This window comes from Mesorhizobium sp. ORM8.1 (genome assembly GCF_053005525.2).
In genome coordinates this window covers 6,152,237-6,164,551 of the sequence record NZ_CM132600.1, presented here as the reverse complement: position 1 = coordinate 6,164,551, position 12,315 = coordinate 6,152,237, and the positions used below count along the sequence as shown (strand labels likewise).

The window sequence follows — 12,315 nt, the reverse complement described above, 5'->3', positions numbered from 1 at the left end:
GCCTAAGCGACAGGGATTTCGGACAGCCAGATCGTGCGGGCTTCCGCCATCGAGCGGTAGCCGGCCTCGACCAAGGCCATGGTCTTGACGTTGTCGGCGACGGAGAGCGCCGGCGGCGTGCCGGTCTTCAGCGCATATTGCAGCTGCTCCATGACGCCGATGAAGGCCTGCGGAAACCACATCGTCTCCCAGCTTGGGCTCACCCATTTGCCGCCCGTCGTCTCGGCCGAGGCGTAGGTCAGCGTCGAGGCGACGCCTTTCGGCCAGCCGATCGTGCCCTTGGCCACGCCCTTGGTGCCGTCGACGCGCCAATTGATATGCTGGTCGTCCTCATAGCCTTCCTGGCGCGGACCGGACCAGACATCTTCCAGTGACATGGCAAGCACGCCGGAGGCAAAGCGCAATGTCGAGACGGTGATGCCGTCCGAATGCTGAAACTGCGTGCGCGGGTCTTTCCGGGTTAGCGTCGTGATCTCGTCCGGATCGCCGAACAGGAAGCGCAAAACGTCGAGGTGATGCACGCTCATATTGGCAAGCGTCAGCCGGTCGTAGTCGGCAAGGAAGCCCTGCCAGTGCGGGATCGCATGCATGTCGATCTGCGCGAAAACGATGTCGCCCAGCGCGCCGCTGTCGATGATCTGCTTCAAGACGCGCATCGACTGGTCGTAGCGCATGTTCTGGTTGACCGACAGGATCTTGCCGGAGACCGCTACCTCGTCGCGCAGCTTGACCGCTTCCTCGACCGAGAGCGCCAACGGCTTCTGCGCCAGGATCGCCTTGATGTGCTTCTGCTTCAGCGCATGGCGGATCAGCGCCGGCTGCTGGTCGGGCGGGAAGGCAAGGTCGACGATCTCGACGCGGCTATCCTCGATCAATTGTTCCGGCGTGTCGTGAACGGTTGGGATGTTCCAGCGGTTCGCGACCTTCCGCGCATTGGCCTTGGTGCGCGAAGCGATGGCAACGACCGGAAAGCCGGCTTCATGATAAGCGGCCAGGTGGCACTCGGCCATGATCATGCCGGCGCCGATGCAGCCGATCCGGTAGTCCTTGACCCGGACTTTTACATCCGGCTCGAAACCCATGCTCGCCATCCATTCCTCCCGTCGAGGACTGGATATAGCGCGATGGTCCGGCCCTCAGCCAAGGCCCGCGCCATCATTTCCCATCAGGTGATGGCAAAGGTTTCTTTCGCAAGCGCATCCAAGCCGAACTGCTTAATCCACAAGCCGTATTGAAATGCCGGTGCCCTCGGGAAGATCCTTGGTTTGCGCGTAGATGGAGGCTGTATAACCAAGCCATTCGCGCCACGAGGAGATCCAAACATTGTCGATCTCGTATAGGCCACCCAGAAAAGGGAGCGCCGTGAACGCGTAACATTGACCTTCAGACAGGCGCATGCCGACGGCCTGGCACCGGTCAACGAGTGGGCGCAAAAGCCAGCCCTCCTCATCGTCGACGCATTGCCTCCTGAACTCATCCTCAGAAACGGCGATTGGCGAAATAGAGGCAGCAGAGACTTCCAACATGTGGACCACACCGGTCGAGTCGGCCACAAACACGTCGGCAAAGCAATTCGCGCACAGGACCGTGTACGGGTGCGGGAGAACCTCATCCCAACCGCTAAGGTCAGCTTGCGTAACGTCCGGCGACAAAAAATAGGATGATGGTCCCATCACGGCGTGAGTATGACCGTCACACTGGAAGGTCGCAATAGGATCCACTAGCTGAGTCCGATCAGCACCGTGCTGTCGGGCGACCAGCTCAGCACCACCGGCTCGCCCTCGGCCAGTCGCTCGGCGCCGGTGTTTTGCACGATCACCTTCAACGTCTGGCCGTCGCGATCGACGAAATAGGTGCTGTTGTTGCCGGCAAAGATGCGTTTCGAGACCTGCCCCTTGAGCGAGTTGGCATTGCCTGCATCGGCCTTTTCCGTGCCCGTCGATATCTGGATGCGCTCCGGCCGCACCGCGCAGCTTGCCTTCACGCCGGCCGACAGCGCAGGCCCGGAGGCGGCGGCGATCGTCGTGCCGTCAGGCAGCTTGATGCCGTTGCCGGTGGCATCGCCGCGAAAGATGTTGGCGTCGCCGAGGAAGGTCGCGGCGAACTCGCTTTGCGGCCGGTCGTAGATCTCTTCGGGCGGCCCTTCCTGCACCAGCCTGCCGTCGCGCAGGATGCCGATGCGGTCGCTCATCGTCAGCGCCTCTTCCTGGTCGTGTGTGACGAAGATGGTGGTGATGCCGATCTCGCGCTGGATGCGCTTCAATTCGATCTGCATGTCGACGCGCAACGCCTTGTCGAGCGCGCCAAGCGGCTCGTCGAGCAACAACACGCGCGGCTTGGTGACGATGGCACGCGCCAGCGCGACACGCTGGCGTTGACCACCGGAGAGCTGGTGCGGGCGGCGCTCGCCGAGCTTGCCGAGTTGCACCAGGTCAAGCGCACGCTGCACTTCCGTGGCGATCGTCGCCTTGGCTTCGCCGCGCACCGACAGGCCGAAAGCGACATTGTCGGCGACGCTCATATTGGGAAACAGCGCATAATTCTGGAACACCATGCCGATGCGCCGCTTTTCGACCGGCACGCGCTCGACGCTTTCGTCGCCGATGGCGATGCGGCCGGAATCTGGAAAATCGAAGCCGGCGATCTGCCTCAGCAAGGTGGTCTTGCCGCTGCCCGAAGGCCCGAGCAGCGCATAGAAGCCGCCATCGGCGAAATCGATCGAGACATCGTCCAGCGCCTTGTGCGCGCCGAAACTGCGGGAGACGTTCGCTACCTGGACGCCGGCCATTATTTCTCTCCGCCAAATTTGAAAAAGCGTGCCGTGAGCAGCATCAGCGCCATCGACACGACGATGATGATCGTCGACACCGCGTTGATCTCGGGCGTGAAACCCTTGCGGATCGCGGCGTAGATTTCGACCGGCAGCGTCGTCTGTCCCGGCGTCGACAGGAAATACGAAACCACGAACTGGTCGAACGACACCGCGAAGGCAAACAGCCCGCCGGCGATCACGCCCGGCATGATCCATGGCAGCGTGACGCGCATGGTGACCTGCCACTGGTTAGCGCCGAGCGAGCGCGCCGCCTCTTCCAATTCGGGTGCGAAGGTCTGCAGCCGCGCCGAGACGACGACGATGACATAGGGCAGCGCCAGCGCGACATGGCCGAGCAGGATGGCAAACAGCCCTCGGCCGATGCCGACGCCGAAGAAGAAGATCAGCATGGCCGTGCCGGTGATCAGCCACGGGATGGCGATCGGCGGGAACAGCAACGCCTGCAGGATCTTCTTGCCGCGGAACTCGTAGCGATAGAGCGCAAGCGAGGCCATCGAGCCCAACACGGTTGAGATGATCGTGGTGATGACCGCGATCTCGATGCTGTTCCAGGTCGCCGCGATCAACTGGTCGTTCTGCCACAGCGAGGCATACCAGTCGGTCGTCCACTCGAAAGGCAGCTGGTAGAAGGGCGAGGCATTGAACGACATCGCCGCCATGATGATGATCGGCAGATAGAGGAAGCCGAGCAGCAGGAAAATGTAGAGACGGCCGAGCCATTCGAGGATGCGCGTCACGGCCATCAGCCGGCCCTCCGCAGGACCGGAGCCGCAAGCGCCAGGATGATCAGCACGACGGCGAGCAGGATGAAGGACAGGGCGGCGCCCAACGGCCAGTTGAAGACGGCGACGAACTGGTCCTCGATGACGGTGCCGTAGAAGGTGCCGGTGCGGCCGCCGAGGATGCGCGGCTCCATGAAGGAGCCGACCACCGGCACGAAGATCAGGGCCGAGCCGGCGATCAGGCCAGGCATCGACAGCGGGATGATCACCCGCCACAAGACCTGCAGCCGCGATGCGCCGAGCGAGCGCCCGGCCTCGATCAGCGAGTCGTCGATGGCCTGCAGCGTGAGATAGCAGGTGAGTACCATATAGGGCACATAGGAGTGCACCAGGCCGATGATGACGGCCGGGTAGGAATACATCAGATCGATGTTGATCTTGAACGGCAGCACGGCATTGAGCGCCGTGTCGAGAATGCCGCCTTCGCGCAGCACCATTGCCCAGGAGAAGATGCGCACCAGCCCGTTCGACCAGAACGGCAGGATGACGAGCAGGAAGATCGCCTCGCGGCTGCGGCCCTTGAGCACCTTGGCCAGCACATAGGCCGCCGGATAGCCGATGACGACGCACCACAGTGTGACCTCGAGACCGAGCCGCAACGAGGCGAGCATGAGTTTTGAATACAGGCTCTGCGAGAAGAAGGCGGCGTAGTTGCCGAGCGTGAAAGACCAGTCCTTGCCGGCCAGCGGCAGGTCGGTCATGAAGGAGAAGAACACCATGGCCGACAGCGGCAGGAAGATCGCCACCGTCAGCCACAGATAGGCAGGCAGGAGAAGCGGCAGAGCCGGTCTCAGTCCGCCGCGTGACGCAACCGCGCCCTGTGCTGCCATGATGCCGTCCTCCCCAGGACTGAAGGACCAGCCGGCGCGAACCGTCGGCTGGTCCGGACGCGGAACTACTTCACGTCGACCTTGAGTTGCTGCCACAGCGCCAGATACTTCTCGCGCTGGGCGTCGGTGATCGGCGCCTGGAACTGAATGCGCTTGGCGATATCGGGGCTGCCCATCACCTTGCGGTTGAAGGCGTCCTCGGGCAGCGCCTCGACCGCCTTGGTGTTGGCCGAAACCGGCGCGCCGACCTTGGTGACCCATTCGACATAGAATTTCGGGTCGATCATGTAGTTGATGAAGGCCTCGGCGCCGGCGACGTTCTTGGAACCGACCGGGATCGAGAAGGCGTCGAGCCAGGCGACGGCGCCTTCCTGCGGGACGACCAGCGAGACCGGCAGCTTGAAATGCGTCTTGGCGCGATCGGCCGAGCCGCTCCAATAGGTGCCGATGTCGATCTGGTTGGAGGCGACCATCTGGTTCCAGTCGTTCTCCGAGCTCCAGAAGGTCTTGATCTGCGGCATCAGCGAGGTGAGCTTCGCCTTGACGGCGTCCATATCCTTGATGTCGTTGATGTTCTGCCCCGACGCGATGGCGCCGAACTGCACCGCCTCGACGGCGTCGTCACGGATGATGACGCGGCCCTTATGCGCCGGATCCCACATCTCGGCGATCGACGTCGGCGGCTTGTCGAAGGATTTCTCGTTGATGGCCAGAGCGGTCAGGCCCCAGACCCACGGCACGCCATAGACTTTGCCGTCATGGTCGAGCATCGGCGAGCTGGCCTTGTCCTTGGCGATATCGGCATAGTTGGACAGTTTCGAGACATCGATCGGCTGGATCAGCTTGCCGGCCATCGCCTGGTCGTTGAAGGCGGCGTTGATCATGACGACGTCGTAAAGGCCGGGATTGGTCCTGATCTTCGTCAGCATCTCCTGCTCGGAGTTGAAGAAGTCGTTGACCACCTTGAAGCCGGTCGCCTTCTCGAAATTGGCGACCGCCCAGGGCTCGTCGGCGCCGTAGCCTTTCCAGTTGAGCACATGCACTTCCTCGGCCGCCGATGCGGCAAAAGTGAAGGCTGAAACGAAGACGGCCGTTGCCGTCAAAAAAGCGGTCAGTCTGGGCATGGACATGTTTGTCTTCCTCTCATTTGTTGCCCGTTTAGCGGGCTTGTTGAATTGCAGTCGCTTCCTCCTGGCCAGGCACGGTGCTTGCGTCGCCGCGCTGGCTCAGGAATTCCCGGATTTCGTTGTCGCTCGGCGCCGACGATCCGCCGTGGCGGGTGACCGAAAGAGCGGCGGCCGCATTGGCGTAGCGTGCCGCGTCGCAAGGACGCATGCCACGCGCCAACCCACTGACGAAAGCGCCGATATGCGTGTCGCCGGCGCCATTCGTGTCGACGGCCTTCACATCGAACCCGGGCACCGCCCGTGTCCCGCCATCGGCCATCCGCACCAGGCAGCCATGCGCGCCGGCGCGGATGACGACGCCTGCTGCCTTGGGGCAATGTTGCTCAAGCAGCCGCACAGCGACCGTCTGTGCATCGCCGCAACCGGCGATCTCGGCCGCCTCATTGGTGTTGCAGCTCAGCCATGTCGTGCGCGCCAGAACCCTGTCCAGGATCGGGCGCGGGATGTCGGCGATCACCGGTGTCGGGTCGAAGACGAAGAAAATGTCGGCCGGCAAAGCCTCGATCCAATCGGCCAGCGCCTCGCGGCTGCCGGGATAGCTCAGCGTGTAGCCGGAGGTGAAAACCCAATCGCCCGGAACGACTTGCACGGGCGCCATCATGTCGAGCGTGAGACTGCTCTCGGCGCCCGGCCAGGAGACGAAGGTACGTTCGGCATCGCTCGAAATCATGGCGACACAATTGCCGCTATCCATCTCGACGGAGGGTGGCGTCAGCGTCTCGATGCCTTCAGTGGCGAAGGCCGCACGCAGGAAGTCGCCATCAGGACCGGTGCCCAGTTGTCCGCCGAACACCACCTTCATGCCGGTGCGGCGCGCCGCGACCATCATGTTGAAGCCGCCGCCGGCGACGCGTGCATAGCTCGATGCGGTCTTTTCCGTACCCGGGGCCGGCAACGCATCGATGCGGTAGACATAGTCCACCACCGCACTGCCGACATGGACGAGACGCCCGCTCATGCGGCGGCCTCCTTGCCCGAGCCGGACTTGGAACTGCGCGCCGCGACCAGATCGTCGGCAAGCACGCGGACCGCGTCGAAATCGATACCCCGGAGCCCGGCGATGCGATCCTGCGGCAGGCGCGACAGGCCGCTGCAGGCGCCGGCCATGCCGGCGGCAATGGCGCCGATCGTGTCGGTATCGCCGCCGAGATTGGCGGCAATGACGGCTGCCCGCCAGGCGTCGCCTTGCGCGACCTCCAGAACGGCGAAGGCCGCCGGGACCGATTCCTGGCTGGCAACGCCGGTGCCGACCAGGTCGACGATCAGCTTGATGGCTTCCTTCTCCGCCTTGCCGTGCACGAGGTCCTGCGCCCAGGCGATCTTTGCGGCGATGTCGCCGCCGGTAACCCAATGGCCGAGCGCGGCGCCGAGCCTTGCCGCCGCGACGGCATGGCCGGAGGCAGCGCGCCAGTCACCGCCCGATATCCCGAGACTGACGGCTGCAGCGACGGCAGCAGCCGATGCGATGGCGATCGAGGTGTTGTGCGTGGCCCGGCAGGTTTCCGCAACCTTGGCGGCCAGTGCTGCAAGTGGCTCCGGCGGCATCATGATCCCGACCGGCGCAATGCGCATGGCAGCACCATTGGTGTCGCCGCCGCGCCCCGCCTCTTCCGGCGGCACGCCGACATTGATAGCGTCGATGGCGCGCTTGGTCGACGGTCCGAGCAGATCGTAGCTGCCGCGCGCCTTGACGTCGCGTTCCCAGTCGAGCAGCGCATTGACCCAGCGCCCATGGTCGAAGCGATCGCCTGAAACAACCAGGATGCGGCCCAGCAGCAACGCCTGTTCGGTGTCGTCGGTGATCGCCCCGGCCGGCAGCCCCTTGGAAACCGGGTGATCGTCGAAGGGCGCGACGAAACCCTCCACATGGCCGTAGAGCTCGGCGATGCGCGCCGGCGACAGCAACTGCGTCGGCATGCCGAGCGCGTCGCCCAGCGCGCCGCCGATCAGCGCGCCCATTGCCCGGTCTATCGCATCGATTGCCATGCTCAGAACTCCAGATGCAGCGCGAAATGCGCCGGGTTGAGCAGGCTGGTGACGAATTCGATCACCCTGCCGTCGGCGGCGCGCGTCAGGCGTCGCGTGCGCAGGAACGGCGTGCCGGGAGCGCAATCGAGGATCGCCGCATCGGCCGCGCTCAGCATCTCGATGTCGACCCACTCCTCGCCATGGTCGGGCATCAGCCCTGCCTCGCGCAACGTCTGGTGCAGCGTGCCTTCGCGCAAGCCGCGCAGCGGCACGTCTTCAAGTTCCGGCGACAGCGGCAGGCGGCTGCGTTCGATCGAGATCGCATGGCCGTCGGCGGCATTGGTGCGGGCGCGGTCGACCGCGATAAAGGACGGACTGTCGACACCGAGCCTTGCCGCCAGTTCGGCGTCCTCGATGATTTCAAGCCGCAACGTGCGGGTCTCGGCATTGGCGCCGGCATTGGCGAGCGCGCGCGACCAGCCGATGGCGTCGTCGACCGGCATGCCGTCGAAGGTGACGAAGGAGCCGATGCCGACCCTGGTGGTGATGAGCCCCCGGCTCGACAGTTCCTCCAGCCCTTTGCGGACCGTGTTGCGGCTGACGGAAAAGCGCTGGACGAGTTCGTTCTCGCTCTGCAGGCGGTCGCCGAAGCCCAGCACGCCGGAGCGGATTTCATGTTCGAGAACCGTCGCGATCTGCTCGGGCTTGCCCGTGCCGGGAGTGATCTGCGCTGCGCGACGGGCCATATCGATACCTGTTCAGTGAACCTGTATAGTCCTGTTCATTAGCGCATCTGAAATGAACGGTCAACGGCGAGCCCCTTCTCCCCGTCCCTATACGGGAAGAAGTGCCCAGTTTACCCTCCGAAGCTGCAGCGTAGCTGCTGCGAAGGACGGGCAGGGCGATGAGGGGCAGCGCCAACGTCCGACAATCACATCGAACTCTCGCCAGCAACTTGGCTTCGCGTAGCCGTGTAGCTCCTAAACGAAGAAGAATTCCTCGATCCGCTGCCTGGCCTTCAACAGCACCGGCAGGATATCGCGCTGCATCGCTTCGACCGAGAAGCGCGCCGATTGCGTCGAGACGTTGATGGCGGCGACGGTGTGTCCGGCGCGGTCGTTGATCGGCACGGCGATCGAGCGCAGCCCAAGCTCCAACTCCTCGTCGACGATGGCAAAGCCATCCGTCCTCGCCGCGTCAATCGCCTTGCCGAGCGCGGCGCGGCCGGTGATCGTCTTTGGTGTCCGCCGCTCGATCCTTGCCTCGGCAAGAAAGGTCTTCTGTTCGTCGGTTGCCATGCCGGAGAGCAGCACGCGCCCCATCGAGGTGCAGTAGGCAGGCAGCCTCGTGCCGACATCGAGCGCCACGCTCAGTATCCGACGCCCGGGAATGCGCGCGACATAGACGACATCCTCGCCCGACAGCACCGCGGCATTGCAGGCCTCGTCGAACTTGGCCGCCACCTCGCGCATGACCGGCGCCGCGAAAGTCCATAGCGATGCGCCGCCAAGCCAGGTCCGCGCCACGGTCAACAACCGCGGCGACAGGCAAAACCGCCGGCCGGACTGCGTGGCGTAGCCGGTCGCGGTCAGCGTCAGCAGAAAACGTCGGGCGCCTGCCCGCGTAAGCCCCGCCTCCTCCGCCATTTCGGTCAGCGTCATGCCGGACGGATGGCGGGCGAGGATTTCCATCACCGCCAGGCCGCGCTCCAGCGAGCCGACTAGGTCGCGCGAACCGGTCTCTTCTTCCGCGACCGCTTCCATGACGTTGACTCCCCGTTCGGGTCGGATTAAAAAGTATCGCATATCAAACATATGTTCGCAATACGAACTTTTATTAGATCATCGGAGTTTGGAAATGGTGAAGTTCCTGCCGCTGAAAGAAGCCGTCGCGCAGAATCTTCACGATGGCGATACGGTCGCATTCGAGGGCTTCACCCACCTGATCCCGACCGCCGCCGCGCATGAGGCGATCCGCCAGGGCTTTCGCGACCTGACGCTGATCCGCATGACGCCCGATTTGATCTACGACCAGATGATCGGCATGGGCATGGCGAAGAAGATCATCTTCTCCTATGTCGGCAATCCGGGCGTCGGCCTGTTGCGGCGCGCCCGCGACGCCATCGAAAACGGCTTTCCACGGTCGATCGAGGTCGAGGAGCACAGCCATGCCGGCATGGCCAACGCCTATGAGGCGGGTGCGGCAGGCCTGCCCTGCGCAGTGTTTCGTGGCTATCGCGGCGCTGGTCTGGCCTCGGTCAATCCGAACATCCGGACCGTCACCTGCCCGTTCACCGGCGAAGTGCTTGCCGCCGTTCCGGCTATTAGGCCCGATGTCAGCGTCATCCACGCGCAGAAGGCCGACCGCAAAGGCAACGTGCTGGTCGAAGGCATCATCGGCATCCAGAAGGAAGCCGTGCTTGCCGCTAGCCGAGCCGTGGTCACGGTCGAGGAAGTGGTCGACACTTTCGACGACCTCCACCCCAACCTCACCGTGCTGCCGCACTGGACGATCGCCGCGATCTCGGTGGTTCCGGGCGGCTCGCATCCGTCCTACGCGCATGGCTATTACGAGCGCGACAACGCCGCTTATCTCGAATGGGACGAGATCGCCGCCGACCGCGACCGCTTTCACGCGTGGATCAAAAAGTACGTCATCGAAAGCAGCGCCGACGACTTCGCCGCACGTGTCGAGCATCTGAGGAAAGCCGCATGAGCGACGCACAGGGTTTCACGCCCAACGAGATGATGACGATCGCCGCCAGCCGCGCGCTGAAAAGCAAGGACGTCTGCTTCGTCGGCATCGGCGCGCCCTCGGCCGCCTGCAACGTCGCGCGGCTGACCCATGCGCCCGACATCACGCTGATCTATGAAAGCGGCACCATCGGCACCGCGCCCGACGTGCTGCCGCTGTCGATCGGCGACGGCGAATTGTGCGAGACGGCGATCACCACCGTCGCGGTGCCGGAGATGTTCCGCTACTGGCTGCAAGGCGGCCGCATCTCGATCGGCTTCCTCGGAGCGGCCCAACTCGACAAGTTCGGCAACATCAACACCACCGTCATCGGCGATTACGCGCATCCGAAGACGCGCCTGCCCGGCGGCGGCGGCGCGCCGGAGATCGCGACCTCGTCGAAACAGGTCTACATCACCATGGCGCAGACGAAGCGCGGCATGGTCGACAAGATCGACTTCTTCACCTCCTTCGGCCATGGCGACGGCGGCGACCATCGCCAGCGCCTCGGCATCGACACCGCAGGCCCGACACTGCTGATCACCGACCTTGCCATCTGGAAGCCTGACCCGGTCAGTAAGGAATTCACCGTCGTGTCGCTGCATCCCGGCGTCACGCGCGAGCAGGTGCAGGCGACCTGTGGCTGGACGGTCAGGTTCGCCGAGGCCCTTGACGAGACGCCGGCGCCAACGGAACTCGAATTGAAGACATTGCGCGACCTGCAAGCCCGCACCAAGGCGGCGCATGAAGGAACCGCCAGAGAGAAAGCAGCCTAGATGACTGAGGCCTATATCTGCGACTACATCCGCACCCCGATCGGCCGCTTCGGCGGCGCGCTGTCCTCGGTGCGCGCCGACGATCTTGGCGCCATCCCGCTGAAGGCGCTGGTCGAGCGCAATGCCGGAATCGACTGGGCCGCGGTCGACGATCTCGTCTATGGCTGCGCCAACCAGGCCGGCGAGGACAACCGCAACGTCGCGCGCATGGCGCTGTTGCTGGCCGGCCTGCCCCAGGACATCCCCGGATCTACCGTCAATCGCCTCTGCGGCTCGGGCATGGACGCCGTTACCATCGCCGCGCGCGCCATCAAATCAGGTGAAGCCGAGCTGATGATCGCGGGTGGCGTGGAGTCGATGAGCCGCGCGCCCTTCGTCATGCCGAAGGCCGACACCGCCTTTTCACGCAATGCCGAAATCCACGACACCACCATCGGCTGGCGCTTCATCAACCCGCTGATGAAGAAACAATATGGCGTCGATTCCATGCCGGAGACCGGCGAGAACGTCGCCGAGGATTTTTCCGTCAGCAGGGCGGATCAGGACGCCTTCGCCGTGCGCAGCCAGGACAAGGCGGTCGCCGCGCAAGCCAATGGCCGGCTGGCGATGGAGATCACGCCGGTGAGCATTCCCCAGAGAAAGGGCGATGCGGTTGTCGTATCGAAGGACGAGCATCCGCGCGCCGGCACGACCATGGATACACTCGGCAAACTGCCGACGCCGTTCCGGCAAGGCGGCACGGTCACCGCCGGCAACGCCTCGGGTGTCAATGATGGCGCGGCCGCCCTCATCATCGCCTCGGAAGCGGCGGCGAAGAGACACGGCCTGACGCCGATCGCCCGCATCCTCGGCGGCGCCGCCGCCGGCGTTGCGCCACGCATCATGGGCATCGGCCCGGCGCCGGCGACGAAAAAGCTCTGCGCCCGTCTTGGCCTGACACCCGACCAGTTCGATGTCATCGAGCTCAACGAAGCCTTTGCCTCGCAAGGCATCGCCGTATTGCGCCAGCTCGGTATCGCCGAGGACGCCGCGCACGTTAATCCGAACGGCGGCGCCATCGCGCTCGGCCATCCGCTCGGCATGTCGGGCGCCCGCATCACCGGCACGGCGGCGCTGGAGCTGCGCGAACGTGGCGGCAAGCTGGCTTTGGCGACCATGTGCATCGGTGTCGGCCAGGGTATTGCAATCGCGTTGGAGCGGGTCTGA

General features: G+C 64.3%; 13 protein-coding genes. 3 read left to right on the top strand and 10 right to left on the bottom strand.

Annotation, left to right across the window (positions count from 1 at the left end):
- Nucleotides 1–2: 2 nt before the first annotated feature.
- From ACVDG8_RS30795 to ACVDG8_RS30750, 10 genes are all read right to left on the bottom strand, one after another.
- A complete protein-coding gene (locus tag ACVDG8_RS30795; protein ID WP_447251823.1) occupies nucleotides 3–1,091 on the bottom strand; it encodes a Gfo/Idh/MocA family protein in 1,089 nt (362 codons plus the stop codon).
- 123 nt (nucleotides 1,092–1,214) lie between these two features.
- Nucleotides 1,215–1,721, bottom strand: coding sequence for a T6SS immunity protein Tdi1 domain-containing protein (locus ACVDG8_RS30790; RefSeq protein ID WP_447251822.1), 507 nt, complete (start codon nucleotides 1,719–1,721; stop codon nucleotides 1,215–1,217).
- Nucleotides 1,721–2,788 carry an ABC transporter ATP-binding protein gene (locus tag ACVDG8_RS30785; protein WP_447251821.1) on the bottom strand — a complete coding sequence of 356 codons (1,068 nt, stop codon included), beginning with the start codon at nucleotides 2,786–2,788 and terminating at the stop codon, nucleotides 1,721–1,723. The genes ACVDG8_RS30790 and ACVDG8_RS30785 overlap by 1 nt, the downstream gene beginning before the upstream one ends.
- Nucleotides 2,788–3,576, bottom strand: coding sequence for an ABC transporter permease (locus ACVDG8_RS30780; protein ID WP_447251820.1), 789 nt, complete (start codon nucleotides 3,574–3,576; stop codon nucleotides 2,788–2,790). Before ACVDG8_RS30780 ends, ACVDG8_RS30785 begins: the two co-directional genes overlap by 1 nt.
- The gene (locus tag ACVDG8_RS30775; protein WP_447251819.1) at nucleotides 3,576–4,445 is read right to left on the bottom strand and encodes an ABC transporter permease; all 870 of its coding nucleotides are present in this window, start codon (nucleotides 4,443–4,445) and stop codon (nucleotides 3,576–3,578) included. Before ACVDG8_RS30775 ends, ACVDG8_RS30780 begins: the two co-directional genes overlap by 1 nt.
- Nucleotides 4,446–4,510: 65 nt before the next feature.
- Nucleotides 4,511–5,575 (bottom strand): ABC transporter substrate-binding protein, encoded by a 1,065-nt coding sequence (locus ACVDG8_RS30770; protein ID WP_447251818.1) that lies wholly within the window; start codon nucleotides 5,573–5,575, stop codon nucleotides 4,511–4,513.
- 28 nt (nucleotides 5,576–5,603) lie between these two features.
- Nucleotides 5,604–6,590, bottom strand: a complete 987-nt coding sequence (locus tag ACVDG8_RS30765; RefSeq protein WP_447251817.1) for a PfkB family carbohydrate kinase — start codon at nucleotides 6,588–6,590, stop codon at nucleotides 5,604–5,606.
- Nucleotides 6,587–7,618: an ADP-ribosylglycohydrolase family protein gene (locus ACVDG8_RS30760; RefSeq protein WP_447251816.1), complete on the bottom strand. Its 1,032-nt coding sequence runs from the start codon at nucleotides 7,616–7,618 to the stop codon at nucleotides 6,587–6,589. The genes ACVDG8_RS30765 and ACVDG8_RS30760 overlap by 4 nt, the downstream gene beginning before the upstream one ends.
- Before the next feature lie 2 nt (nucleotides 7,619–7,620).
- Nucleotides 7,621–8,346, bottom strand: a complete 726-nt coding sequence (locus tag ACVDG8_RS30755; protein WP_447251815.1) for a GntR family transcriptional regulator — start codon at nucleotides 8,344–8,346, stop codon at nucleotides 7,621–7,623.
- Between the two features lie 234 nt (nucleotides 8,347–8,580).
- On the bottom strand, nucleotides 8,581–9,363 hold the full coding sequence (locus ACVDG8_RS30750; protein WP_447251814.1) for an IclR family transcriptional regulator domain-containing protein: 783 nt from the start codon (nucleotides 9,361–9,363) through the stop codon (nucleotides 8,581–8,583).
- Nucleotides 9,364–9,457: 94 nt separating this feature from the next.
- Between ACVDG8_RS30750 and ACVDG8_RS30745 the strand changes: the two genes are divergently transcribed.
- Genes ACVDG8_RS30745 through pcaF form a run of 3 tightly spaced genes read left to right on the top strand, consistent with a single transcriptional unit; the run spans nucleotide 9,458 to nucleotide 12,315 of the window.
- Nucleotides 9,458–10,315 carry a CoA transferase subunit A gene (locus ACVDG8_RS30745; RefSeq protein WP_447251813.1) on the top strand — a complete coding sequence of 286 codons (858 nt, stop codon included), beginning with the start codon at nucleotides 9,458–9,460 and terminating at the stop codon, nucleotides 10,313–10,315.
- Nucleotides 10,312–11,109 carry a CoA-transferase subunit beta gene (locus ACVDG8_RS30740; protein WP_447251812.1) on the top strand — a complete coding sequence of 266 codons (798 nt, stop codon included), beginning with the start codon at nucleotides 10,312–10,314 and terminating at the stop codon, nucleotides 11,107–11,109. Before ACVDG8_RS30745 ends, ACVDG8_RS30740 begins: the two co-directional genes overlap by 4 nt.
- On the top strand, nucleotides 11,110–12,315 hold the full coding sequence (gene pcaF, locus ACVDG8_RS30735) for a 3-oxoadipyl-CoA thiolase (RefSeq protein WP_447251811.1): 1,206 nt from the start codon (nucleotides 11,110–11,112) through the stop codon (nucleotides 12,313–12,315).